Source organism: Nocardioides terrigena (genome assembly GCF_003047265.1).
GTDB classification, from domain to species: domain Bacteria; phylum Actinomycetota; class Actinomycetes; order Propionibacteriales; family Nocardioidaceae; genus Nocardioides; species Nocardioides terrigena.
On sequence record NZ_PZYY01000002.1, the window covers coordinates 544,317 to 567,668 of the forward strand.

Consider the following 23,352-nt stretch of genomic DNA (forward strand, 5'->3'; position numbering starts at 1 on the left):
GTGGGCCCACCATGAGTCGCACCCCCACCGCCGCGCAGGTCCTCGGTCGCGTCATCCTCGTGACGGGCAAGGAGGAGTACCTCAGCGAGCGCACGGTCGTCTCGGTCCGCGACGCGGTGCGCTCGCACGACGCGGAGGCCGAGATCGGCGAGGCCACCGCGTCCGACCTGACGCTGGCCACCCTCGGCGAGATGGCCGCACCCTCCCTGTTCTCCACCACCCGCTGCGTGGTCGTCCGCGGCCTGGAGAACCTCCCCGACGAGTCGGTCGACGGCCTGCTGGACTACGCCGCGGCGCCCGCCGACGACATCTCCCTCGTGCTGGTCCACGGCGGCGGGCCCAAGGGCAGCGGGGTCCTCACCAAGCTGCGCAAGCTCTCGGCGGTGACCGAGGTCAAGTCGGAGGAGATCAAGCGGGGTGACCTCACCGGCTTCGTGACGTCCGAGTTCGCCGCCCACGGCGCCCGGATCGCCCAGGACGCCTCGGCCTTCCTCGTGACCGCCGTGGGCCAGGACCTACGCTCCCTCGCGGCCGCTGCCCACCAGCTGACCAACGACTTCCCGGGCGAGCCGATCTCCGTCGACAAGGTCAAGCGCTACTTCGGGGGGCGGGCCGAGGCGACGTCCTTCGCCGTCGCCGACGCCGCCTTCTCCGGCCGCCGCGAGGTCGCCCTCGAGGAGCTGCGCTGGGCGCTCGACGGGGGCACGGCCACCGTCCTGATCACCTCGGCGATGGCCAGCTCGGCGCGCAGCATCGCCCGCTACCTCGGTGCCGCTCGGGGTGCCCGCGACAACGACCTGGCTCGCGACCTCGGCGTGCCACCGTGGAAGGTCAAGCAGGTCCGGGACCAGTCCCGCTCGTGGACCCCCGACGCGATCGCCACCGCGCTGCGCGCCGTCGCGACCGCCGACGCGGACATCAAGGGCCAGGCCCACGACGCGTCCTACACGCTGGAGCGGTTGGTCCTCACGGTCACGAGGCTGCGCACCCCCCGCTAGGGCCTCTGCAGGGCACGTGGCCAGCGGCCAGGACGTGCCCGGTCGCCAAATGAGTTCGACCCGCCAGGTGTCACCTGACGGGTCGAGCAGAGCGGGTCACCTCAGAGCGAGGCGGCCTTCTTCATGATGGACGACTTGCGGTTGGCCGCCTGGTTCTTGTGGATGACGCCCTTGGAGGCGGCCTTGTCGAGCTTGCGGGCCGCCACGGCGCCCGCAGCGACGGCTGCATCCTTGTCGCCGGCCTCGGCGGCCTCGCGGAACTTGCGCACGGCGGACTTGAGACCGGTCTTCACGGCCTTGTTGCGCTCGTGAGCCTTCTCGTTCTGCTTGTTGCGCTTGATCTGGGACTTGATGTTGGCCACAGGTGAACCTTTGCTCGCTCGTGCTGGTCAGGGAAAGCCTCGTGTGTCGGCTGCCGACTGCCCTCGACGGGAGGGAACCCGAGGTGAGCGGCGGCGCCGGACATGCAAGGGGAGACACTACCGCTCGCGCGCGGGAGCGCCCAAATCGCGTACGGCGACCGCACGACCCCTCGTCAGGCGAGCCCCAGTCTACGGGCAGCAGCACCGAGGAACCGGGCCGACTCCCTCCGCCGGAAGTCCGCGAGGGTGGGCAGGTTGACGTCGACCGCGCTGTGCGCCCGCCAGGCCAGGATCGTCCCCATCCCGACCAGCCAGGCGGTGACCACCTCGTCACCGGCGGCCCGCAGCGCGGGCGAGGAGGTCAGCGACCTGTCGAACCACGGGCTGTCCACGCGCTCGAGGCGCGCGACCAGCGGGTCCAGCCAGACGGGGCCGCGCCCGAAGGCACCCCAGTCGAGGAAGACCAGCTCGCCCGTCGGCCGCTGGATCAGGTTGTCGTTGCGGATGTCGACGTGCACGACGGTGTCCGTGGCCTCGGCGAGGAGCATGGACACCCCCTCCCGCAGCGGGTCGATCCGGTCGAGCACCCAGCGCGGCAGCAGGTCGGGTGGGATCTCGTGCAGGCGGTCGAAGACACCCACCCAACCGCGGGCCACGGTCGCGAAGTCCGTGGGTCCCGGTCGGTAGAGCGCGTGCCCGCCGTCACCGGGTGTCGGTGGGGGCAGGGACGTCACGCGGGCGTTCATCGTGGCCGAGAGCTCGTCCGTCTGCTCGACGAGGCGTTCCATCTCCTCGTCGAGGGACAGGTCGGGGTGCGACCCCTCGACGTCCTCGAGCAGCAGCGCAACCCAGTCGCCGTCGTCGTACGACGCGATCAGGCCCGCCCACAACGGGTGCCGTCCCAGCAGCTCGAGCGCCAGCACCTCGCGGCGGAACAGCACCGGGGTGTGCGGATTCAGCTCGGTGCCGACGGCCTTGACGAAGGCTCGTGTCCCGTCGGCGCAGACGAGACGGGTGGCGCACCCGGGCGACATCCCACCCACCTGCTCGTGCGTCTCCACGACGGGCGAGGCGAGGGTGGAGTCGACCCAGGCGCGCACGTGCCGAGGAATCGTGGGGTACGCCGCCCGCACCCCGACGGCGCGCGGAGCGCTCACCAGCCGCGGCGCTCGGCCAGCCAGTCCCAGCAGACCTGACCCTGCCACCGCTGGTGATCACGGAGGTGGGGCGAGGTCGGCGGCACGGGCTGGTCGCACGCGGACAGGAAGTAGCCCGCGACCAGGGCCAGGGCGATGTCGAGCGACTCGGCCGGTACGTCGCGCAGCAGGCGTCGCGAGGAGATCACGGTGTCCACGTCGAGGCCGTCGCCCCGCGGGCCGATCAGGGTGAAGAAGGAGTCCAGCCAGGCGGCCCCGAGGACCGGCCAGTTCCAGTCGACCAGCCAGGCCTTCCCGCTGGCGTCCACGAGGACGTTGTCGGCGCGGATGTCGGAGTGCACGAGGGTGTCGCCCGTGCACACCTCGGCATAGCGGCGGGCGAGCACCTCGGCCTCGTCGAGGTGCGGCAGGTCGTGGGTGGCCCGGACGTGCGCCCAGCCGTCGAGGAAGGATGCGAACTCGCCCGTGAAGGTGTCGAGCTCCAGCGGCGAGGGGGTCAGCTCGTCGGCGACGACCTCCAGCGCGTCCAGCGTCGCGTCGAGGTCGGCAAACCGCCAGGGCCGGCGCGGCATCGTGGCCTCGACGTGCTCGATGCCCAGGACCACCCAGTCGTCGTCGAGCATCCACAGCAGGCGTGGGGCCGGCACCGAGGCGGGCAGCGCGGCCAGCTTGCGGCCCTCCTCGCGGTAGGAGTCGGCGAACAGCCGCTGCGCCTTGACGGATGCCGCCTTCACGAAGTGCCGCGAGCCGTCCGCGCAGACGAGGACCGAGGCGAAGCCGGGCGTGAAGCCCGAGGTCTGCGAGATCGCCTCGACTACGGGCGACCCGCAGCGGCGCTCGACGTACGCCCTCAGGTGGGGCGGCAGGAAGGGCCACTCCAGTCGTCGCGAGGTCGCTCCGGGAGGGGCGGGGTAGGCGCCGGGCTCGAGGTGCATGGCGACATCCTCCCCGGCTCACACCTCGTCGAGGATCCCGGCCCGTCGCGAGGTGTGCTCGTCCTGGGTGATGAGGCCCTCGGAGAGCAGCCGGTCGAGCTCACGGAGCCGGGTGGCGGTGTCGCGGACGACGTGGTCGTGGCCGGGAGCACCGGCGGACGGGCCGCGCAGTGACGAGGCGAGGTAGGTCGCGGTGAGCCCGTCCTCCGACGTGAGGGCCATCCGCACGGCCTCGCCCTCGTCCAGGCCGGCGCGACGCGCCATCGAGCGGGCGGCCTGGATCCGCCACACCACGCCGGCGACCCCGGTCACCAGCACCAGGAAGAAGAAGAGGAGGAACAGGTCGGGCACGCCCGCCGGCAGCATCAGGTCCGCGGGGAAGTTCTCCTCCGCCAGCAGGGTCAGGTCGGTCGCCCGAGTCGTCATGGCGGGACAGTAGCGGCGGGGAGAGGGTTGGATGGTGCACATGCCCGATCTCGTCACCCCGACCCCCGTCGTACACCTGTCGTTCCTCACGGCCGTCGAGGAGCTCGTCGCCGAGGGGCGCACCGGGGACGGCTCGATGCTCAAGCGCTGGATGGACCTGTTCTCCGACCGCTGGCACACCGCGGAGGGGTTCGCCGAGTTCGTCGCCTACCTCGACGCCGACGCGTTGCCCGACTCCGAGCGCCCGACCGGCCACGTCCCGCAGAGCACGTGGTGGCTCGTGGACGGCGGGGAGTACCTCGGGAGGATCTCGGTGCGTCATGAGCTGACCGAGTGGCTGCGTGAGTACGGCGGACACATCGGCTACGAGGTGCGGCCCACCGCCCGGCGCCGCGGCCACGCGACGCAGATGCTGCGCGACGTGCTGCCGCACGCCCACGCCCTGGGCATCGATTCGGCCCTGCTCACCTGCGACGAGGACAACGTCGCCTCGGCCCGGGTCATCGAGGCGGCCGGCGGGGTGCTCCAGGACCGGCGGGGCATCAAGCTCCGCTACTGGGTGCCCACGGCACCGGGAGGTCCGGCGGCGGATGTCGAGGCAGCGCGATCGGCTCCGTCCCACCAGTGAAGGGCCCGGACGGGCCCGTCGAAGGAGGAGACAGATGCCCAGGTACTTGTTGCTCAAGCACTATCGCGGGGGACCGGAGCAGCACCACGAGGTCATCCCGATGGACCGGTGGGCGCCCGAGGCAGTGGATGCGCACATGGCGTTCCTGCGCGAGTGCGGACGCATGCTCGAGGAGACCGGCGAGCTGGTCGAGGCGCAGGCGCTCCACGAGGAGCGCGTCTACGTCCAGTACGCCGGGAAGGACGCGCCGCCGGTGACCACCGACGGCCCCTACCCGGAGACGAGCGACCTCGCCGCCGGCTGGTACATGGTCGACGTCGAGTCCCGCGAACGGGCGCTGGAGATCGCGGCGTTCGTGTCCTCGGGTCCCGACCAGCACGGCGGACCGATGCACGAGTGGATCGAGGTCCGGCAGGTCATGGACGACGGCGTGCCCGACGAGGACTGACCCGCGTGGACGAGGAGCTGCTGCGGGCGCTGGTGCCCCAGGTGATCGGGGTCCTCGTCCGTCGCGACAACGACTTCGCGACGGCCGAGGACGCCGTCCAGGACGCGCTGGTCGAGGCGGTCCGGGTGTGGCCGCAGGCTCCGCCCGCCAACCCCCGTGCCTGGCTGGTCACGGTCGCGCAGCGCCGGCTCGTCGACGTACGCCGCAGCGAGACCGCCCGGCGCCGGCGCGAGGAGTCCGACGCCGAGGAGCCCGCACCGGGGCCGGCCGAGCAGGCCGACGACGCGCTGCTCCTGCTCACGCTGTGCTGCCACCCGTCGCTGTCGCCGACGTCCGCGGTGGCGCTCGCGCTCCGCGCGGTGGGTGGCCTCACGACCGCGCAGGTCGCCGACGCCTTCCTCGTCCCGCAGGCCACCATGGCGCAGCGGATCAGCCGGGCCAAGGCGACGATCCGGGACGTCCCGCTCGACCGGCCGGGCGACCTCGCCGCCGTGCTGCGGGTGCTCTACCTCGTGTTCCACACCGGCCACCGCGGTCAGGTCGACCTGGCCGCCGAGGCCATCCGCCTCACCCGCCAGCTGACGCTGGCCAGCCCCGAGCCCGAGGTGCGCGGGCTGCTGGCACTGATGTTGCTGCACCACGCCCGCGACGCGGCCCGCTGGGACGAGGGCCGGCTGGTGCCACTGGACCGCCAGGACCGCACCCGCTGGGACACCGCCGAGATTGCCGAGGGAGTCGCGATCCTCCAGGAGTCGCTGCGGCACGGGGAGCCGGGGGAGTACCGCATGCAGGCCGCGATCGCGGCGCTGCACGACGACGCCGCGTCGTGGGAGGACACCGACTGGCCCCAGGTCCTCGACTGGTACGACGACCTGGTGGCGCTCGCGGGAAACCCGATCGCCCGGCTGTCCCGCCTCGTCGCGCTCGGCCACGTCGAGGGGCCGGAGGCGGCCCTCGCCGAGCTCGCGGGCCTCGAGGTGGAGTCCGGCGGCACCGCGCAGCACCACGCCGTGCGCGGCTACCTGCTCGAGCTGGCCGGCGACCGCGACGCCGCGGCGACGGCGTACGCCCGGGCCGCGGGCCTCGCGACCAGCGCGCCCGAGCGTGACCACCTCACCCGGAGTGCGGCGGCGCTGCGGTCGTAGGTTCGTGGAGCGCGGGCCCAGCGTGGAAGAATGCCGGGACCGTCGTACCCGCTCACGTCGTCGCGCAGAAAGTCGCCCGTGTCCCTGAAGAACGCGCCCCAGCCGGGCCAGACCGATCCGGCGATCATCCGCAACTTCTGCATCATCGCCCACATCGACCACGGCAAGTCGACGCTGGCCGACCGGATGCTGCAGCTGACCGGTGTCGTCGACGAGCGCGCTGCGCGGGCGCAGTACCTCGACCGGATGGACATCGAGCGCGAGCGCGGCATCACCATCAAGAGCCAGGCCGTCCGGATGCCCTGGACGGTGCCGGACGACAACGACGAGGCCGCCGAGCCGGGCCAGTACGTCCTCAACATGATCGACACCCCCGGCCACGTCGACTTCACCTACGAGGTGTCGCGCTCCCTCGAGGCCTGCGAGGCCGCCGTGCTGCTCGTCGACGCGGCGCAGGGCATCGAGGCGCAGACGCTCGCCAACCTCTACCTCGCCATGGGCGCCGACCTCCACATCATCCCGGTGCTCAACAAGATCGACCTGCCCGGCGCCATGGTCGACAAGTACGCCGCGGAGCTGGCCGGCCTGGTCGGCTGCGAGCCGGAGGACGTGCTGCGCGTCAGCGCCAAGACCGGTGTGGGCGTCGCCGGTCTGCTCAACGAGATCGTGCGACAGACCCCGGCCCCCGTGGGAGACGCCGACGCGCCCCCGCGTGCCCTGATCTTCGACTCCGTCTACGACACCTACCGCGGCGTGGTCACCTACGTCCGGGTCATCGACGGCAAGCTCACCCACCGCGACCGGATCAAGATGATGTCGACCGGAGCCGTGCACGAGATGCTCGAGGTCGGTGTCATCAGCCCCGAGCCAGTCAAGGCCGGCGACCTCGGGGTCGGCGAGGTGGGCTACCTCATCACCGGCGTGAAGGACGTCCGCCAGTCCCGCGTCGGTGACACCGTCACCAGCCAGCACCACGGCGCCACCGAGGCGCTGGGCGGCTACAAGCACCCCAACCCGATGGTCTACTCGGGCCTCTACCCGATCGACGGCGACGACTACCCGACGCTGCGCGACGCGCTCGAGCGGCTCCAGCTCAACGACGCCGCCCTCACCTTCGAGCCGGAGACCTCCGGCGCGCTCGGCTTCGGCTTCCGGATCGGCTTCCTCGGCCTCCTGCACATGGAGATCACCCGCGACCGCCTCGAGCGCGAGTTCAACCTCGACCTCATCTCGACCGCGCCCAACGTGGTCTACGAGGTGCTGATGGAGGACGGCTCCGAGCAGGTCGTGACCAACCCGAGCGAATACCCCGAGGGCAAGATCGCCGAGGTCCGCGAGCCGGTCGTCAAGGCCACGATCCTCAGCCCCAGCGACTACATCGGCACGATCATGGAGCTGTGCCAGACCAAGCGCGGCAACCTCCAGGGGATGGACTACCTCTCCGAGGACCGGGTCGAGATGCGCTACACCCTGCCGATGGGCGAGATCGTCTTCGACTTCTTCGACCAGCTCAAGTCGCGCACCAAGGGCTACGCCTCCCTCGACTACGAGCGTTCCGGCGAGCAGGCCGCCGACCTGGTCAAGGTGGACGTTCTCCTCCAGGGCGAGCCCGTCGACGCGTTCTCCGCGATCGTGCACCGCGACGCGGCGTACGCCTATGGCGTGATGATGGCCGGCAAGCTCAAGGACCTCATCCCGCGCCAGCAGTTCGAGGTGCCGATCCAGGCCGCGATCGGCGCGCGCGTCATCGCCCGCGAGAACATCCGCGCCATCCGCAAGGACGTCCTCGCCAAGTGCTACGGCGGTGACATCACCCGCAAGCGCAAGCTGCTGGAGAAGCAGAAGGCGGGCAAGAAGCGGATGAAGAACATCGGCACCGTCGAGGTGCCGCCGGAGGCCTTCGTGGCCGCGCTCTCGACCACGCAGCCGACGGAGAAGACGAAGAAGTAGTGGTCTCCATCGTCCGCAGCGCCGACGTCGCCCCGCAGCCCTGGGCCAACGGCGGTGGTACGACGCGCGAGCTGCTGCGGGCTGGCGACGGCGCGTGGCGGATCAGCCTCGCCGGCGTCGACACGGACGGACCGTTCTCGACCTTCCCGGGGCTGCACCGGCTGCTCACGGTGGTCGACGGCCCGGTCCTCGCCCTCGTGGTCGACGGTGTCGAGCAGGTGGTCGAGCCGCGCCGTCCGTTCGCCTTCGACGGCGGCGCCCAGGTGGTCGCGTCCGTCCCCGAGGGACCGGTGCGGGTGCTCAACGTGATCGCCGACCCGGCCGTGGACGCCTTCGTGACCGTGCTGGAGCTCGGGCGCACCTCGTTGCTCCCGCTGGCCGAGGACCAGGCCGCGCTGGTGCTCCAGGGCCGGGCGCGGGCCGGCGACGCCGAGGCGTCGGCCCACGACCTGGTCGTGGGGCCGGCCGACGTGACCGGCCGCTGCACGCTGGCCGTCGTCACCCTGCAGCGGAGCTGACCGCTACACGTGCTCGCGGGTCAGGGTCACGTCGGTGACCGTGATCCCCAGCCCGGCCTCCAGGGCCGCGACCGGCGCGTCCAGCTCGGCCCGCCGGGGCCGGCGGGTGCCGGCGAACCAGACCACCTCCATCGGCCGCCGCCGGGCGGAGCCGGTGGCCCGCCAGTAGCCCGTGATCCGGCCGTCGACCAGCAGCGGTGGTAGCACCATCCCGTTGGCCCCGCTCCAGAGCCGGTGCAGGTGGTCGGGACGGGCGAAGCGCTCCCGGGCCGTCGGCTCGTAGGCGCACATGAGGGCGTCGAACTCCGGCAGCAGCCGCACCCCGTCGAGGGACGTGGGCGCGGGGGCCTCGGGCAGGTCGACGTACGTGCGCCCGTCCGGTCCCTCCTCGCCGACGAGGCCGAGCCCGTCGAGGACCTCGTCGACGACCCGCAGGCCCAGGCCGGACCACCAGGCGAGATCGTGCCGTGAGGCGGGTCCGTGGCAGCGCAGGTGGAGCAGGACGGCGTCGGTCGGGGTCGCCGCCGCCATCGGCAGGGTGCGGTAGACCGGGGCGCCCTGGCCGGCCCAGTCCCCGTTGACCGGTCGGCGCACGAGCCCGCCGTGGCCGAAGGCGAGGTAGCGCCCGACCTGCTGCCCGGCGACCTCGTCACGCCCCTCGTGCGCGAGCAGCCAGTCGTGGAGGTGCGCCTGCAGCTCGTCGGAGCTGCGCCAGTCGACGGCGAAGGCCTCGGTGTCGGACCAGAGATCCTCCAGCGTGCTCCGCTCGAGCTGCAGGAGTCGCTGCCACAGGGTGCGCTGGCCGATGCGGGTGACGGCGCCGAGGGCGGCGTACTGCTCGGGGGTGGCGGTGTGGACGGTGCCGCGGATGGTGCTGCCCCGCACGACCGTCCCTGCTTCGTACGCCGCGCTGACGGCCTCGCGGGTCACCCCCGGGAAGCGTGCCGCGAGGCCGAGGAAGGGTGATCGCGCCGTCTGGGACTGGACCGGCCCGACGGCGACGAGCATCCCGGCGACGTCGGTCGGTCGCTCCGGGAACTGGCGCGCCAGCGCCAGCCCGGCCAGGTCCTCCCACGTGTACGCCACGACCCCACGCTAGGGGGCGAGGCGGACCGTCGCGGTCCTCAGGCGGAGGGTCGCCACCCCGGGTCGCGACCCAGCCGCGCGAGCAGGCGGTCGGTGGTGGACGCGTCGTCGGGCACGGGCACGGCGCCGGCGCAGACGCCCTCGGAGTAGAGCGCGTCACCCCACCCGTCGGCGGTGGCGTGCAGCGAGGCGGCCTCGGCCTCGCTCACCGACCAGTCCTGGCCGGTGGCCCGGGCGACATCGGAGCCGTGGACGACGAGGTCCCAGCCGTAGAAGTCGGCCATGGTGGCCGCGATCGTCGTGCGGCCGAAGTAGCCGTCGTACTCCCGCTCGGCGACGCCGTCCTGCGCCAGGACGCCGGCGACGGTGGTGGCGTGGGCACGCCAGGCGGCGGCGGGGTCGGACCCGTCCGGGGACCCGCCCACCTCGTATCCCTGCCGGACCAGGAAGTCGCGCTCGGTCTCGATCGTGTGCGCCACCACGTCCCGCACGGTCCACCCCTCGCAGGGGGTGGGGGCGTCCCACTGCCCGTCGGCGGCCTCGAGGATCGCCGCGAAGGCATCGGCGCGGTCGGTGAAGTGCTGGGCTGTCGCGTTGGTCGCTGTCTCGGTCATGGCCCCACGCTCGCAGGCCGGTTGTCGGTGGCGCTTGTGATAATCCGACACATGGCAACCACCGGGAGCGCGCGACCCGTCGATCCGGTCGACCGTGCCCACCTCACCGGCGTCACCCGACCGTCGCCGCCCATCCACCGCTACGCGCCGTCCCGGCACCTCGTCGACCTGGTGGACCGCTACTGGATCCCGGTGTGGTCGCTCCCCGAGCCCTCGACGCAGAGCACGCTGCAGCACCCGGTCTGCCTGGTCGTGGTGAGCAACACCTACGCCCGTCTGTACGGCGTGGTGCGGGGGAGGTCGAGCGTGACCCTGGAGGGCGACGGCTGGGCCGTCGGCACGATGCTCACCCCGGCCGCGGGTCGCCTCCTGCTGGGCCGCTCGGTGGCCACGGTCACCGACGCCCACCTCGACCTGGGAGAGGTCGGCAGCCTCGACGCGGAGGCGCTGACGACCGAGGTGCGGGCGGCGATGGCGCCCGACGCCCGCGACCCGGCCGCCCACGCGCGCGCGATCGCCGCGGTCGAGCAGCGGCTGGAGGCCCACCTCCCGGTGGACGAGCAGGGCCTGCTGGTCAACGAGCTGGTCGCGTGGCTGCGCGACCACCCCGAGGTGACCCGCGTCGCCGACCTGGCCGAACACGTCGGCCTGTCCGAGCGCAGCCTCCAGCGGCTGGTCGAGCAGCGCGTGGGACTCAGCCCCAAGTGGCTGATCCAGCGCCGGCGGCTGCACGACGCGGTCGAGGCGCTCAAGGCCGGGGAGTCGTCCCTGGCCGACATGGCCGCGCGGCTGGGCTACGCCGACCAGGCGCACTTCACCCACGACTTCCGCACCGTCACCGGGATGACGCCGGGGGACTACCTGCGGGACCAGCCGCGGTCCGGATGATCCCGGGCGACCGGGCCCGGATCCGTCTACGCTTCCGCGATGGCCTCCCGCCCGCTGCTCATGCCCGTCGAGGACCTGGCTCCCGCGGCGTGGATCGTCGAGGCGCTCACCGGCTTCGGCGGGCGCGTGGGCGACGTGGTGCCGCCGGTCTTCGCGGCCTACGCCCGGATCCTGCACCGCCCCGACCAGGGACTGCCCGACGCAGGCGCGGCCTCGTGGGCGGAGGTCGCAGCAGCCTCCGGGACGGTGGTGCACGGCGAGGTGCAGTGGCACGCCATCGCGGGGGAGTGCGACGACCAGCCGCTGCTCGGGTCGCTGGACCGGGTCACCCTGCCGCTGCTCAGCGACGTGCTGGCCCGGCACACCACGACGCCGGACTCCCTCTGGCTGGGGGTGTGGGAGGGGCACGGCGGCCAACCTGCTGCCTGGTCCACCCGGCCACGCTTCCGGATCCCCGGCCGCAGCCTCCACCTCTTCGAGGGGAGCGTGGCCGGGCTGACGGAGACCTGCATCGAGCTCGAGTGCGCCGGCATGGCCTTCCCCAGCCGGAGCCGGGCGTGGGCCGTCCCCGGCGGTCGTGAGGTCACCGACGCGGACCTGCCTGCGCTGGCCGACCAGTGGCGGGCCTCCGGGGCGATGCGCAGCCCCAACCTGTGGTGGCCCGAGGACCGTGCGTGGGCGGTGGCCTCGGAGATCGACTTCGACTCCACCGTGGTCGGGGGATCGCGCGTGCTGGTGCAGGAGCTGCTCGCGACCCCGGGCCTCGAGGCCCACGGCGTCCACCGCGCGAGCGACCTGTCCGCAGCCGGTGACACGGTCAACGGGACCTGACCCCCCATGGCGGGCCAGTCCTCAGACTCCCCTCAGCCGGACCACCCACACTGGTGGTCGGCACCAACAGGGAGAACCCATGACCAGCACGTCACTCACCCCCCGAGCCCACCAGCTCCTCACGCGCATCGAGGCGTGGGCGCACCGGGGGCCCGTCCGTGCCGTCGTCGTCAAGGTCGGCGTGAGCGTGCTCGGCCCGCTCGTGGTGCTGGCGGGGGTCGCCATGCTGGTCCTCCCCGGCCCCGGGCTCGTCGTGATGGCCCTGGGTGCGGCCCTGCTTGCGCTGGAGTACGACTGGGCCCGCCGCGCCCTGGTGGCCTGCGGGCGTCTCCTCGACCGGGCGCGCCGCGCGCTGCTCCCGAAGGACGCCTCCGCCGGCCGTCGCGCCCTCGGGGTGGTCACCACGGCGGCCGTGCTGGTGGCGACGACCGGGATCACCGCGGCGTTCTCGACGTTCGTCGGGACCACATTGGTCTGACGGACCCAGGTCGACGAGCGTGCGGGCTACCGCCTGACCCAGGGCCCGAAGGTGCGGCGGTCCGGCGCCCAGTCCGTGGTGCCCGTCGTCTCGTCCTCGAAACGCACGGCGACCCGGACCTTGCGCGGGTCCTGCAGGCAGCGTCGCGGGATCCGGAGCGACACCGGAGCGTCGGAGAAGATGTCGGCGCGAGCCCGCATCCCTCGGCACCGGACGAACCGGGTGGGACGGTCACCGAACGAACGCACGAGTCCCAGCGAGTCGTCGAAGCCCGAGTTGGCCCGGAACGAGACGTGGTAGTTGGGGCGAGGACGGGGGCCGGTGTCGATCCAGAAGGCGTAGACCTGGCCCGCCGCCAGCGGGACGACCGACCGGACGCGCACGGTCACCGAGTCCCGATGGACGACCCGCACGCGGGAGATGTCCACGGAGGTCGAGTCCCCGACGGGGTCGTCGAACACCGTGGTGTCCGCCATCCCCGGCGCCGGCAACGCCGTCAGCAGCACGCCCAGCATCCCCAGGGACAACCCGCGGAGGGTCCACCTCGTTGCGTCCATGCGCGTCCCCGTGTCCACGAAGGTGTCCTGTCCACCCCATGGTGATGGGTGGGAGCGCCTCGCGGGGCGTCATGCCCTCCCTTTACCGCATCACGATGACGCGGGCATCACCATGTCCCGCAGGGCCGAGGCTCCCGCCATCTGCCCGGCGTACGCCGCTGCGAGCACCGACGCCATGGGCATCGGCAGGTCGGCGACGTGGGCGAGGTCGCCGGCGGCGTACACGCCGGGGACGCTGGTCTGGCCGAAGAGGTTGACGGCGATGCAGCCGCTCTCGCGCATCTCCAGCCCGAGCTGGGCGGCGAAGGGTGCCGCCTGCTCGTAGGCCGGGTGCGCGAAGAGACCGTCCACGACGACCGAGCCCGACTCCGACGAGACGCGCAGGCCGGCCGGCGTCATCTCGACCGACGTCACCGGCGGGACCACCTCCACCGAGCCGACGATCGGGCCCAGCATCGCGACGAGGTGCCCGACGGCGGGGGAGTCCTGGATGGCGACCCGCCGGCCGCTGAGCTCGTGGCCGTGGCAGAAGGGACACATGTGGACCGTGCGCCCCCACTGGTCGGCGAAGCCGGGGACGTCCGGCATCACGTCGCGCAGCCCGGTCGCCAGGACCACGGTGCGCGACTCCACGACCGACCCGTCGGCGAGGGTCGTCGCGAAGGTGCCGTCGTCACGGCGGTCGACCGAGGCGGCCGCCAGGTCGCGCACCTCCACGGAGTCGTACGCCGCGATCTCGCCGCGGACGATGGCGCGGAACTCGGCCGGGTCGCGACCGTCGTTGGTGACGATGTTGTGCATGGCGTCGACCGGGGCGTTGCGGTAGGTCCCCGAGTCGAGGAGCAGGGTGGGCCGGTGCATCCGGCCCAGGGTCAGGGCGGCCTGGAGGCCGGCGGGGCCGCCTCCGATGACGAGTGCGTCGTACATGTCTCTCCCACGGGTTCTCGGTGTCGGGCTTGCCAGGTGGGACCAGCCTGTGACTTCATGTCAGGATGAAGTCAAGTCGTGGTCGCAGCTGGTCCGTCGGAGAGGTGGCAGAGCGCTTCGCGCTGCCCACCAACGTGCTGCGGCACTGGGAGTCGGTGGGGCTGCTCGAGCCGGCGCGCGACAGCGCCGGGCGTCGTCGCTACGTGCTCGACGACGTCTCGCGGGTGGCCGCGATCCAGCGGAGCAAGGACGCCGGGATGACCCTCGACCAGATCGCGGTGCTCCTCGACGCCGGTGCCCCCGAGCGGCACGCGGTGCTCCGGGCGCACCTCGACGACCTCGACCGGCGGATGGAGCAGATGCGGATCTCCAAGGAGATGACCGAGCACGCCTTCAGCTGCCGGGCGCACGACATCTCCGCCTGCCCCGGCTTCCAGCGCCACGTCAAGGACCTGGTGGCCGCCTTCGACCCGCCGGCGTGAGGCTCACATCTGCTCGGGGGTCTCGATCCCGAGCAGGTCGAGCCCCTGGGAGAGCACGGCGAGGGTGAGCGCGGCCAGCGAGAGCCGTGACCCCCGCAGCTCCGGCGTCGCGGCCTTGAGCACCGAGCAGTGCTCGTAGAACGTCGAGAAGTCCTGGGCCAGGTCGAAGAGGTAGGTGCAGAGCCGGTGCGGCTCCAGAGTGTCGCCCACCTCCGCGACGACGGTCCCGAAGCCCAGCAGCCGCAGGGCCAGCGCGCGCTCGGCCGGCTCGCCGAGGGTGATCGCCGCCTCCGGGGCCGGCTCGACGCCCGCCGAGCGGAAGATCGAGTGGATCCGGGCGGTGGCGTACTGCAGGTAGGGACCGGTGTTGCCGACGAAGGCGAGCATCCGGTCGAGGTCGAAGACGTACTCCGAGTCGTGGCCCACCGACAGGTCGGCGTACTTCACCGCACCGATGCCGACCATCGGTGCGATCGCGGCGCGCACCTCCTCGGGGAGCTCGGGGCGGCTGGCGTCGATCTCGCGGCGGGCGTTGGCCTCGGCCTCCTCGAGCAGCGCCACCAGCCGCAACGGGGCGCCGGAGCGGGTGCGCAGGATCTTGCGGTCCTCGCCGAGGACGTTGCCGATCCTCACGTGCACGACCTCGACGTGGTCGGGCAGCCAGCCGGCGAGCCGTGCTGTCTCCCAGACCATCTCGAGGTGCAGCGCCTGCGGTGCCCCGATGACGTAGAGGCAGCGGTCGGCACCGAGCCGCTCCACCCGGTGCCGGATGGTCGCGAGGTCGGTGGTGGCGTAGCCGTAGCCCCCGTCGGACTTGCGGATGATGAGCGGCACCGGCTTGCCCTCCCGGCCGGTGTAGCCGTCGAGGAAGACGCACAACGCGCCGTCGTTCATCGTCGCCAGCCCGGCCGCTTCGAGCTCGTCGCAGATCCCGGCCAGGTCGGCGTTGTACGTCGACTCGCCGGCCAGGTCGTCGTCGGTCAGGGTCACGCCGAGCGTCGAGTAGATCCGGTTGAAGTAGTGGCGGGACAGCTCCACCAGCTCGGCCCACAGGCGCAGCGTCTCCTCGTCGCCCGCCTGGAGGGCGACCACCCGGGCCCGGGCCCGGGTCGCGAACTCCTCGTCGCCGTCGAACTCGGCCCGCGCCGCCTGGTAGAACGCGTTGGGGTCGCTCTCCAGCAGCCGCGCCTCGTCGGAGTCCTCGCCGACGGCCAGCAGGTGCTCGATGAGCATGCCGAACGGGGTGCCCCAGTCGCCGATGTGGTTCTGCCGCACGACCCGGTGCCCGAGGTGCTCGAGGGTGCGGGCCAGTGCGTCGCCGACGACGGTCGTGCGCAGGTGGCCGACGTGCATCTCCTTGGCGACGTTGGGCGCGCTGTAGTCGATGGGGACGACCTGCGCGGGCTGGGTCGGGACCCCGAGCCGCGGGTCGGCGGCGAGGTCGGCCAGCAGCGCGGTGATCCAGGCGTCGTCGTACGTCATGTTGAGGAAGCCCGGCCCGCTGATCTCGATCCGGGCGGGCAGGTCGTCGAGCTCGGCGGCGACCCGGGTGGCCACGTCGCGGGGTGAGGCGCCCACCCGCTTGGCGAGCGCGAGGGCCGCGTTGGCCTGGACGTCGGCGTACTGGCTCGGTCGCAGCACCGGGTCGGTCCCCTCGAACTCCGGGCCGAGGGCACGCGCGATCGCGGCGGAGACGGCGGGGGAGAGGAGGTCGCGCGGGGAAGCCATGGGACAAGCCTAGGGTTGCGGGCATGCCGCTCCCCATTCCTCCCGGCCTGGACGAGCAGCGGCGGCTCGGCCCCGACTGGGTGGCCTGGCTCGACCGTCTCCCGCGGCTCGCCGCGGAGGTCGTCGAGGAGTGGCGGCTGGTGCTCGACGGGGCCCCGATGCACGGGTATGCGTCCCTGGCCCAGCCGGTGCGCACGGCCGGCGGACGACCGGCGGTGCTGAAGGTCGGCTTTGACGGAGACGAGGAGTCCCTGCACGAGGGGATCGCCCTCCAGCGCTGGCACGGCGACGGCGCGGTCTCGCTGCTGCGCGCCGACCCCCACCGACGCGCACTCCTCCTCGAGCGCCTCCACACCGAGGACCTCGGGGACCTGTGGGACGTCGAGGCGTGCGAGGTCGTGGCCGGGCTCTACGGCCGGTTGCACGTCCCGGCCCTGCCGCAGCTGCGCACCGTCACGTCCTACGTCGAGGAGTGGGCCGCCGCCCTCGCCCGGATGCCGCGCAACGCACCCGTCCCGCGCCGGCTGGTAGAGCAGGCGCTCGCCCTCTCCCGGGACCTGGTGGCCGACGACGCGAGCACCGGGACCCTCGTCCACGGCGACCTGCACTACACCAACGTGCTCGCCGCCGACCGCGAGCCGTGGCTCGCCATCGACCCCAAGCCGATGGACGGCGACCCCCACTACGAGCCGGCACCCCTGCTCTGGAACCGCTGGGACGACCTGACCGCCGCGGGCGGGTCGGTGCGCGACGGGGTGCGCCGCCGCTTCCACACCGTCGTCGACGCCGCCGGGCTCGACGAGGACCGGGCCCGCGACTGGGTGGTGGTCCGGATGGTCCTCAACGCGCACTGGTCGGTCGAGGACGCCGAGCGCGCCGGCCGGGACCTCGACGCCGACGAGCGCGAGTGGATCACCCGCTGCATCGCGATCGCCAAGGCCGTCCAGGAGTAGGCCCGCCGCACGGGAGGGACCTTCGGCGCCCGGTCGGGGGCACATCTGCCCTCCTCCGTGGCCCCCGCGGGCGGATATCAAGGGAGTAGGTCAATTCCCACTCCGGAGGTGCGCGATGCGCAAGAAGGTCCTGGTCCTCGGCACGAACTTCGCCGGCCTGACGGCAGCCCTGGCCGTCCGGCACGAGCTGCACGGGGACGTCGACGTGACCGTCGTCAGCCCCGACCGGAAGTTCCTGTTCACCCCCAGCCTGATCTGGTTGCCCTTCGGCAAGCGCGACCGGGACGACATCACCTTCGACGTGGTGGAGACCCTGGAGGACCACGGCGTCGGGTTCGAGCACGCCGCCGCGACCCACGTGGACCCCGTGGCCCGCCGGGTCACCCTCGACGACGGCCAGGTGCTCGGCTACGACTACCTCGTCATCGCCACCGGCTACCGCAACCAGACCGACGTGGTCCCCGGCTTCGCCGAGCACGCGGTGACCATCACGACCCTCGCCGAGGCCGAGCGCACCGCCGTCGCCTGGCAGAAGTTCCTGGAGAACCCGGGCGACGTGGTCGTCGCCGCGACCCAGGGCGCCGGCTGCTTCGGCGCGGCGTACGAGTTCCTCTTCAACACCTCCCACCAGCTGCGCAAGGCGGGGCTGCACAATGACGTCAAGCTCACCTACGTGACGGCCGAGCCCTTCCTGGGCCACTTCGGCATCGGCGGGCTGCCGCACGGCGAGGGCCTGCTCGGGATGTTCCTCAAGAAGGAGGGCATCGACACCCGGCTGGCGACGCCCATCGACCACGTCGACGACGGCGCGCTCGTCCTCGGGGACGGCGAGGTGCTGCCGTTCGCCTTCGGCATGGTCGTCCCGCCGTTCCTCGGCCAGGAGTTCCTGCTGGCCAGCACCGACCTGGTCGACGCCAAGGGCTACGTCAAGGTCCGCGACACCTACCAGTCGGAGTCGTACGACGACGTGTACGCCGTCGGCGTCGCCGCCGCGGTCGACGTGCCGTGGCAGACGCCGACCCCCGTCGGGATCCCCAAGACCGGCTACCCGACCGAGACCCAGGCGCACGTGGCGGCCCGCAACATCGCCGCCCAGGTCCGCGGCGAGGAGCCGGGCGACCACAAGGAGTTCGGCGACATCCCGGCGGTCTGCGTGATGGACGCGGGCAACAACGGCGTGATCATCCTGGCCGACAAGATGCTGCCGCCGCGCAAGCACGGCATCCTCATCCCGGGCCCCCAGGCGCACCTGATGAAGCTGGGCTTCGAGAAGTACTTCCTGTGGAAGATGAAGCACGGCCACACCCAGCTCCCGTGAACCGGAAACCCTGTCCGGATGGGGCGGGAGCGACCAGTCCTGCGAGTTTGCTACCGCCGCGTAACCGAGTGATCTAGGTTACTCCCCAAGCACGTCACCCCCACCCGACTCAGCGCAGGGAGTCCCATGCCGATCCAGTACGACGCGAGCTTCGTCGACAACCTCAAGCCGAACGTGGCGGTCCTGTTCCTGGACCGCGTCGCCAAGTCCCCCTCGAGCGAGGCCTTCCGCTACCCGAAGGGCGACGCATGGGAGTCCATCACCTGGCAGCAGGCCGGTGACCGGGTCGAGGCCCTCGCGGCGGGACTGCTCTCGCTCGGCCTCGAGTCGGAGCAGCGGGTCGGCATCGTGTCCGGCACGCGCTACGAGTGGATCCTGGCCGACCTCGCGGTGATGTGCGCCGCGGGCGCCACGACCACGGTCTACCCGAGCACCAACGCCGAGGACACGGCGTACATCCTCAGCGACTCCGAGTCCCGCTTCGTCTTCGCCGAGGACGACGAGCAGCTCGCCAAGCTGCGCGAGCGCAAGAACGAGCTGCCGCACCTGGCCAAGGTCATCACCTTCGACGGCACGGCCGACGGCGACTGGGTCATCTCCCTGGACCAGCTGGCCGAGCTCGGTGCCGCCTACCTGGCCGAGCACCCCGGCGTCATCGCCGACAAGGCCGCCGCGATCGCGCCGGAGCAGCTCGCCACCCTGATCTACACCTCGGGCACCACCGGCCGCCCCAAGGGCGTGCGGCTGCGCCACAAGTCGTGGGTCTACGAGGGCGAGTCGATCCGGGTCCAGAACATCCTCGACGAGAGCGACCTGCAGTTCCTGTGGCTGCCGATGGCCCACTCGTTCGGCAAGGTCCTGCTCTCCGCCCAGCTCGCCTGCGGCTTCGCGTCCGCGGTCGACGGCCGGGTCGAGAAGATCGTCGACAACTGCGCCACCGTCAAGCCGACCTTCATGGGTGCGGCGCCCCGCATCTTCGAGAAGGCCTACGGCCGGATCCAGACGATGCAGGCCGCCGAGGGCGGTGCCAAGGAGAAGATCTTCAACAAGGCGTTCGAGGTCGGCCTCAAGGTCGAGGCGCTCAAGCGGGAGGGCAAGTCCGTGCCGCTCCTCCTCAAGCTCCAGCACGGGCTCTTCGACAAGCTGGTCTTCAGCAAGGTGCGCGAGCGCTTCGGAGGACGCGTCCGGTTCTTCATCTCCGGTGCCGCCGCCCTCAACCGGGAGATCGCCGAGTGGTTCAACGCCGCCGGCATCGTGATCCTCGAGGGCTACGGCATGACCGAGAACTCCGCCGGGGCCACCGTCAACCACCCCGACGACAACCGCATCGGCACCGTCGGTCGCGCCCTGCCGGGCGCGGAGGTCAGGATCGGTGACGGCGACGAGGTGCTGCTGCGCGGACCGCACATCATGGAGGGCTACCACAACCTCCCCGAGGAGACCCACAAGGCGCTGGACTCCGACGGGTGGCTGCACACCGGCGACAAGGGCTCGCTCGACGCCGACGGCTTCCTCACCATCACCGGGCGCATCAAGGAGCTCTTCAAGACCTCCGGCGGCAAGTACATCGCCCCGCCGGCGATCGAGTCGAAGTTCAAGGCGATCTGCCCCTACGCCAGCCAGTTCATGGTCTTCGGCAACGAGCGCAACTACGTCATCGCCCTGGTCACCCTCGACCCGGACGCGATGGCCGGCTGGGCCGCCGAGAACGGCATGGAGGGCAAGTCCTACACCGAGATCGTCAACAGCGACGAGGTCAAGGCGATGGTCGGCGGCTACGTCGACGAGCTCAACACCCGCCTCAACCGCTGGGAGACCATCAAGAAGTGGGAGCTGCTGGACCACGACCTCACGGTCGAGTCGGGCGAGCTCACGCCGTCGATGAAGGTCAAGCGCAACGTCGTCGAGGACAACTACAAGGACACGATCGACCGGCTGTACGCCTGATCCTCGGACCCTGCCGGTCCTCGGACCCGGGTCACGGCCTCCTCACAGGAGGCGCACAGCAACGCGACGCTGAATGGGTGTCGGTGGGAGACCACCGGCACCCGTTCGCGTTTCCGAGGAGATCTGATGAGCCACCGTCCCGACCCCGCCCACGACCACCGCCACGACGAGGGCGAGGTCCACGAGCACGACCTGGGCCTCCAGCACGACCTGGGCACGCTGCGCCGCCGCGGGCTCGGTCGCCGCGGGATGCTCGGCATCTTCGGCGGCCTGGGGGTCGCCGCGGTGGCCGTGGGGTGCGGCACCGACACCTCGTCCACGGCCGACACCGCCACCTCGACCCGCCCCGAGCCGCCGGCGGGCGGCGGTGGGCCCGGGGCCGGTGGGGCGATGGGCGGCGACGCGAGCGTCGAGGTGGCCGACGGGGAGATCCCGGAGGAGACCGCTGGACCTTATCCGGGCGACGGGTCCAACGGCCCCAACGTGCTGAGCGAGAGCGGGGTCGTCCGGTCCGACATCACGAGCAGCTTCGGCACCGCGACCGGGGTGGCCGAGGGCGTGCCGCTCACGTTGCGCCTCAAGGTCTACGACCTGACCGGCGACGACGTCGAGGTGCTCGCCGGTGCCGCGCTCTACGCCTGGCACTGCGACCGGGACGGGGCCTACTCGATGTACGACGGCGACGCGATGCAGGAGAACTACCTGCGCGGCGTGCAGGAGACCGACGCGGACGGCTGGGTGGAGTTCACCACCGTCTTCCCGGGGTGCTACGCCGGCCGCTGGCCGCACGTGCACTTCGAGGTCTACGAGTCGCTCGACTCCGCCACCAGCGCCACCACCAAGCTGCGGACGTCCCAGCTCGCCTTCCCCCAGGACGTCTGCGAGACGGTCTACGCGACCGAGGGCTACGAGGACTCGGTCGCCAACCTGGCCGGCGTCAGCCTGGACTCCGACGGGATCTTCGCCGACGGCTACTCGCTGCAGATGGCGAAGGTGACCGGATCGGTGGAGGAGGGATACGTCGCCACCCTCAACGTCCCCATCTGATCGGTGCCCGTCCGGCAGCATCCCGGTCCGGGCGCGGTCCGGTCCCGGGGCCCGCTCGCGGCGGCGTGGTGACAGGATGGCCGGGTGCCCCCTGCTCAACCCGTCGGCGACCCCGCGCCCGAGGACGGGTCGATCCCCGACGACGCCTACGCCGAGTTCGGCCGGCGACCCTTCGGGCTGTACGTCCACGTGCCGTTCTGCACGGTCCGCTGCGGCTACTGCGACTTCAACACCTACACCGCCGAGGAGCTGGGGGACACCCCCGGCGCCTCCCGCTCGACGTACGCCGGTGCGGTCATCGACGAGATCCGGCTGGCCCGCCGGGTGCTCGGCCACCGCGACGTCAAGATCGAGACGATCTTCTTCGGCGGCGGCACGCCGACGCTGCTGCGCCCGGCCGACCTGGGCGCGGTGATCGCGAGCGCCGCCGCCGAGTTCGGGCTGGCCGACGACGTCGAGATCACCACCGAGGCCAACCCCGACAGCGTCGCGGCCTGGGACCTCGAGGAGCTGCGCTCGGCGGGCTTCAACCGGATCAGCTTCGGGATGCAGTCGGCCGTCGACCACGTGCTCGCCGTCCTCGACCGCACCCACGACCCGTTGCGGGTGCCGGCCGCGGTGCAGTGGGCGCGGGCCGCCGGCTTCGACGAGGTCAGCCTCGACCTCATCTACGGCACGCCGGGGGAGTCGCTCGGAGACTGGGAGACCAGCCTGGACTCGGCGCTGGCCTGCGAGCCGGACCACGTCTCGGCGTACTCGCTCATCGTCGAGGAGGGCACCGCGCTGGCCCGGCGGGTCCGCCGCGGCGAGCTGCCGATGCCCGACGAGGACGACGCCGCCGACAAGTACGACCTCGCCGACGAGCGGCTCACCGCCGCCGGGCTGGAGTGGTACGAGGTCTCCAACTGGGCGCGGCGACCGGAGAGCCGGTGCCGTCACAACATGCTCTACTGGACCGGCGGCCACTGGTGGGGCGCCGGCCCCGGTGCCCACTCCCATGTCGGCGGCGTGCGGTGGTGGAACGTCAAGCACCCCGCGGCGTACGCCGACCGGCTGGCCGCCGGCCTCAGCCCGGCGCACGGGCGCGAGTACCTCACCGAGGCTGACCGCCGCTTCGAGCGGATCCTGCTCGAGATCCGGCTGCGCGACGGGCTGCCCGTGCTGGCGCTGGGACGCCACGGCCGCGGCGAGGTCGCCCGGCTGATGGAGGAGGGCCTCGTCGAGCTGCTCACCGAGCGGCTCGTCCTCACCCGTCGCGGCCGGCTGCTCGCCGACGCCGTCGTGCGCGACCTCACCGCCTGACCGCCCGAACGGCCTTCTCGGGGTAGTCCGTGACGATCGGACCCCTGACAGCGAGGTGGATTCAGCCGGTGGTCGCAACATCGGGTGGATCGGACTGTCCGGACAGTAGTGCGTCGAGGGCCTCGGCCGGGGTCTGGAAGCCGTGGCGTTTGCGTGGTCGGGCGTTGAGCTCGGCGGCGATGTTGTCGAGCAGCCCGGGGCCGTAGAACGAGAGGTCCGTGCCCTTGGGCAGGTACTGGCGCAACAGTCCGTTGGTGTTCTCGTTGGTGCCGCGCTGCCAGGGCGAGTGCGGGTCGCAGAAGTAGATGTCCAGCCCGGTGGCCTCGGCGATCTGGACATGGTTGGCCATCTCGCTGCCCTGATCCCAGGTCAGCGACTGGCGCAGTTGCTCGGGCAACGTCGCCATCTTGGCCACCATGGCCTCCTGAACGATGTCGGCGGTGTGCCCCCCGGATAGGTGCAGCAACATCACGAACCCGGTGGTGCGTTCGACCAAGGTGCCGACCGCGGAACCGGACTCGGTCGATCCCAAGATCAGGTCGCCCTCCCAGTGTCCGGGAACGGCGCGGTCCTCGACCTCGGGTGGACGCTCGCTGATCATCACCATGTGGGGGATCCGGCCGCGTC

The 23,352-nt window shown here is 72.0% G+C and carries 25 protein-coding genes; 15 read left to right on the forward strand and 10 right to left on the reverse strand.

The annotated features are described in order from the left end of the window. The first annotated feature begins 11 nt into the window (after positions 1-11). Positions 12-998: a DNA polymerase III subunit delta gene (holA, locus tag DAE25_RS06600; RefSeq protein WP_107765391.1), complete on the forward strand. Its 987-nt coding sequence runs from the start codon at positions 12-14 to the stop codon at positions 996-998. A 101-nt stretch (positions 999-1,099) separates the two neighbouring features. On the opposite strand, the gene rpsT is transcribed toward holA, so the two are convergent. The 4 genes from rpsT to DAE25_RS06620 all read right to left on the reverse strand — a co-directional run bounded on the left by rpsT (position 1,100) and on the right by DAE25_RS06620 (position 3,878). Then, a complete protein-coding gene (gene rpsT / locus DAE25_RS06605; protein WP_056888375.1) occupies positions 1,100-1,360 on the reverse strand; it encodes a 30S ribosomal protein S20 in 261 nt (86 codons plus the stop codon). Positions 1,361-1,533: 173 nt separating this feature from the next. Next, positions 1,534-2,517: a phosphotransferase gene (locus DAE25_RS06610; RefSeq protein ID WP_159083612.1), complete on the reverse strand. Its 984-nt coding sequence runs from the start codon at positions 2,515-2,517 to the stop codon at positions 1,534-1,536. Beyond that, entirely contained in the window at positions 2,514-3,452 is a 939-nt protein-coding gene (locus DAE25_RS06615; protein WP_107765393.1) for a protein kinase family protein, read from the reverse strand. The genes DAE25_RS06610 and DAE25_RS06615 overlap by 4 nt, the downstream gene beginning before the upstream one ends. Before the next feature lie 18 nt (positions 3,453-3,470). Next, positions 3,471-3,878: an SHOCT domain-containing protein gene (locus DAE25_RS06620; RefSeq protein ID WP_107765394.1), complete on the reverse strand. Its 408-nt coding sequence runs from the start codon at positions 3,876-3,878 to the stop codon at positions 3,471-3,473. A gap of 40 nt (positions 3,879-3,918) precedes the next feature. Here DAE25_RS06620 and DAE25_RS06625 point away from each other — a divergent pair, with 40 nt between their 5' ends. The 5 genes from DAE25_RS06625 to DAE25_RS06645 are packed head-to-tail and all read left to right on the forward strand — an operon-like array spanning position 3,919 to position 8,567. Beyond that, the gene (locus DAE25_RS06625) at positions 3,919-4,506 is read left to right on the forward strand and encodes a GNAT family N-acetyltransferase (protein ID WP_107765469.1); all 588 of its coding nucleotides are present in this window, start codon (positions 3,919-3,921) and stop codon (positions 4,504-4,506) included. Positions 4,507-4,540: 34 nt separating this feature from the next. Continuing rightward, positions 4,541-4,954, forward strand: coding sequence for a YciI family protein (locus DAE25_RS06630; RefSeq protein WP_107765395.1), 414 nt, complete (start codon positions 4,541-4,543; stop codon positions 4,952-4,954). A 5-nt stretch (positions 4,955-4,959) separates the two neighbouring features. Further along, positions 4,960-6,099: an RNA polymerase sigma factor gene (locus DAE25_RS06635; RefSeq protein ID WP_107765396.1), complete on the forward strand. Its 1,140-nt coding sequence runs from the start codon at positions 4,960-4,962 to the stop codon at positions 6,097-6,099. A 30-nt stretch (positions 6,100-6,129) separates the two neighbouring features. After that, on the forward strand, positions 6,130-8,049 hold the full coding sequence (gene lepA / locus DAE25_RS06640) for a translation elongation factor 4 (RefSeq protein WP_107765397.1): 1,920 nt from the start codon (positions 6,130-6,132) through the stop codon (positions 8,047-8,049). Further along, the gene (locus tag DAE25_RS06645; protein ID WP_107765398.1) at positions 8,049-8,567 is read left to right on the forward strand and encodes a HutD/Ves family protein; all 519 of its coding nucleotides are present in this window, start codon (positions 8,049-8,051) and stop codon (positions 8,565-8,567) included. The genes lepA and DAE25_RS06645 overlap by 1 nt, the downstream gene beginning before the upstream one ends. Positions 8,568-8,570: 3 nt before the next feature. Here the strand turns inward: DAE25_RS06645 and DAE25_RS06650 are convergent, their stop codons facing one another. Next, positions 8,571-9,653, reverse strand: a complete 1,083-nt coding sequence (locus DAE25_RS06650; protein ID WP_107765399.1) for a DNA glycosylase AlkZ-like family protein — start codon at positions 9,651-9,653, stop codon at positions 8,571-8,573. Positions 9,654-9,691: 38 nt separating this feature from the next. After that, on the reverse strand, positions 9,692-10,267 hold the full coding sequence (locus DAE25_RS06655) for a TIGR03086 family metal-binding protein (protein ID WP_107765400.1): 576 nt from the start codon (positions 10,265-10,267) through the stop codon (positions 9,692-9,694). Positions 10,268-10,318: 51 nt separating this feature from the next. Here DAE25_RS06655 and DAE25_RS06660 point away from each other — a divergent pair, with 51 nt between their 5' ends. From DAE25_RS06660 to DAE25_RS06670, 3 genes are all read left to right on the forward strand, one after another. Continuing rightward, positions 10,319-11,155 (forward strand): helix-turn-helix domain-containing protein, encoded by an 837-nt coding sequence (locus tag DAE25_RS06660; RefSeq protein ID WP_107765401.1) that lies wholly within the window; start codon positions 10,319-10,321, stop codon positions 11,153-11,155. 39 nt (positions 11,156-11,194) lie between these two features. Then, positions 11,195-11,986 (forward strand): hypothetical protein, encoded by a 792-nt coding sequence (locus tag DAE25_RS06665; protein ID WP_107765402.1) that lies wholly within the window; start codon positions 11,195-11,197, stop codon positions 11,984-11,986. Positions 11,987-12,065: 79 nt separating this feature from the next. Beyond that, positions 12,066-12,464, forward strand: a complete 399-nt coding sequence (locus DAE25_RS06670; RefSeq protein ID WP_107765403.1) for a PGPGW domain-containing protein — start codon at positions 12,066-12,068, stop codon at positions 12,462-12,464. A gap of 26 nt (positions 12,465-12,490) precedes the next feature. Here DAE25_RS06670 and DAE25_RS06675 read toward each other — a convergent pair whose 3' ends face one another. After that, positions 12,491-13,021 carry a hypothetical protein gene (locus tag DAE25_RS06675; RefSeq protein ID WP_159083613.1) on the reverse strand — a complete coding sequence of 177 codons (531 nt, stop codon included), beginning with the start codon at positions 13,019-13,021 and terminating at the stop codon, positions 12,491-12,493. A 90-nt stretch (positions 13,022-13,111) separates the two neighbouring features. Beyond that, entirely contained in the window at positions 13,112-13,948 is an 837-nt protein-coding gene (locus DAE25_RS06680; protein WP_107765405.1) for an NAD(P)/FAD-dependent oxidoreductase, read from the reverse strand. Between the two features lie 104 nt (positions 13,949-14,052). Between DAE25_RS06680 and DAE25_RS06685 the strand changes: the two genes are divergently transcribed. Further along, the gene (locus DAE25_RS06685) at positions 14,053-14,430 is read left to right on the forward strand and encodes a helix-turn-helix domain-containing protein (RefSeq protein WP_234410888.1); all 378 of its coding nucleotides are present in this window, start codon (positions 14,053-14,055) and stop codon (positions 14,428-14,430) included. 3 nt (positions 14,431-14,433) lie between these two features. Here the strand turns inward: DAE25_RS06685 and argS are convergent, their stop codons facing one another. After that, positions 14,434-16,158, reverse strand: a complete 1,725-nt coding sequence (gene argS, locus DAE25_RS06690; RefSeq protein WP_107765407.1) for an arginine--tRNA ligase — start codon at positions 16,156-16,158, stop codon at positions 14,434-14,436. Between the two features lie 23 nt (positions 16,159-16,181). Between argS and DAE25_RS06695 the strand changes: the two genes are divergently transcribed. From DAE25_RS06695 to hemW, 5 genes are all read left to right on the forward strand, one after another. Then, positions 16,182-17,111, forward strand: coding sequence for an aminoglycoside phosphotransferase family protein (locus DAE25_RS06695; protein ID WP_107765408.1), 930 nt, complete (start codon positions 16,182-16,184; stop codon positions 17,109-17,111). A 115-nt stretch (positions 17,112-17,226) separates the two neighbouring features. Further along, the gene (locus tag DAE25_RS06700) at positions 17,227-18,429 is read left to right on the forward strand and encodes an NAD(P)/FAD-dependent oxidoreductase (protein WP_107765409.1); all 1,203 of its coding nucleotides are present in this window, start codon (positions 17,227-17,229) and stop codon (positions 18,427-18,429) included. A gap of 126 nt (positions 18,430-18,555) precedes the next feature. Further along, positions 18,556-20,376, forward strand: a complete 1,821-nt coding sequence (locus DAE25_RS06705) for an AMP-dependent synthetase/ligase (protein ID WP_107765410.1) — start codon at positions 18,556-18,558, stop codon at positions 20,374-20,376. Between the two features lie 126 nt (positions 20,377-20,502). Continuing rightward, on the forward strand, positions 20,503-21,423 hold the full coding sequence (locus DAE25_RS06710) for an intradiol ring-cleavage dioxygenase (protein ID WP_107765411.1): 921 nt from the start codon (positions 20,503-20,505) through the stop codon (positions 21,421-21,423). An 84-nt stretch (positions 21,424-21,507) separates the two neighbouring features. After that, on the forward strand, positions 21,508-22,725 hold the full coding sequence (hemW, locus tag DAE25_RS06715; RefSeq protein WP_107765412.1) for a radical SAM family heme chaperone HemW: 1,218 nt from the start codon (positions 21,508-21,510) through the stop codon (positions 22,723-22,725). A gap of 61 nt (positions 22,726-22,786) precedes the next feature. Here the strand turns inward: hemW and DAE25_RS06720 are convergent. After that, positions 22,787-23,352 (reverse strand): IS30 family transposase (locus DAE25_RS06720; protein ID WP_107765470.1); only part of this gene is annotated, 566 nt, incomplete at its 5' end.

Bases quoted from the DNA above. Each gene is read 5' to 3' on its own strand.
- DAE25_RS06680 (WP_107765405.1), bottom strand. From the start codon at position 13,948: ATGTACGACGCACTCGTCATCGGAGGCGGCCCCGCCGGCCTCCAGGCC.
- DAE25_RS06670 (WP_107765403.1), top strand. From the start codon at position 12,066: ATGACCAGCACGTCACTCACCCCCCGAGCCCACCAGCTCCTCACGCGC.
- DAE25_RS06705 (WP_107765410.1), top strand. From the start codon at position 18,556: ATGCCGATCCAGTACGACGCGAGCTTCGTCGACAACCTCAAGCCGAAC.
- DAE25_RS06695 (WP_107765408.1), top strand. From the start codon at position 16,182: ATGCCGCTCCCCATTCCTCCCGGCCTGGACGAGCAGCGGCGGCTCGGC.
- DAE25_RS06615 (WP_107765393.1), bottom strand. From the start codon at position 3,452: ATGCACCTCGAGCCCGGCGCCTACCCCGCCCCTCCCGGAGCGACCTCG.
- holA (WP_107765391.1), top strand. From the start codon at position 12: ATGAGTCGCACCCCCACCGCCGCGCAGGTCCTCGGTCGCGTCATCCTC.
- DAE25_RS06710 (WP_107765411.1), top strand. From the start codon at position 20,503: ATGAGCCACCGTCCCGACCCCGCCCACGACCACCGCCACGACGAGGGC.
- DAE25_RS06655 (WP_107765400.1), bottom strand. From the start codon at position 10,267: ATGACCGAGACAGCGACCAACGCGACAGCCCAGCACTTCACCGACCGC.
- DAE25_RS06675 (WP_159083613.1), bottom strand. From the start codon at position 13,021: ATGGACGCAACGAGGTGGACCCTCCGCGGGTTGTCCCTGGGGATGCTG.
- argS (WP_107765407.1), bottom strand. From the start codon at position 16,158: ATGGCTTCCCCGCGCGACCTCCTCTCCCCCGCCGTCTCCGCCGCGATC.
- DAE25_RS06630 (WP_107765395.1), top strand. From the start codon at position 4,541: ATGCCCAGGTACTTGTTGCTCAAGCACTATCGCGGGGGACCGGAGCAG.
- DAE25_RS06665 (WP_107765402.1), top strand. From the start codon at position 11,195: ATGGCCTCCCGCCCGCTGCTCATGCCCGTCGAGGACCTGGCTCCCGCG.
- DAE25_RS06625 (WP_107765469.1), top strand. From the start codon at position 3,919: ATGCCCGATCTCGTCACCCCGACCCCCGTCGTACACCTGTCGTTCCTC.
- DAE25_RS06700 (WP_107765409.1), top strand. From the start codon at position 17,227: ATGCGCAAGAAGGTCCTGGTCCTCGGCACGAACTTCGCCGGCCTGACG.
- lepA (WP_107765397.1), top strand. From the start codon at position 6,130: ATGCCGGGACCGTCGTACCCGCTCACGTCGTCGCGCAGAAAGTCGCCC.
- DAE25_RS06660 (WP_107765401.1), top strand. From the start codon at position 10,319: ATGGCAACCACCGGGAGCGCGCGACCCGTCGATCCGGTCGACCGTGCC.
- DAE25_RS06620 (WP_107765394.1), bottom strand. From the start codon at position 3,878: ATGACGACTCGGGCGACCGACCTGACCCTGCTGGCGGAGGAGAACTTC.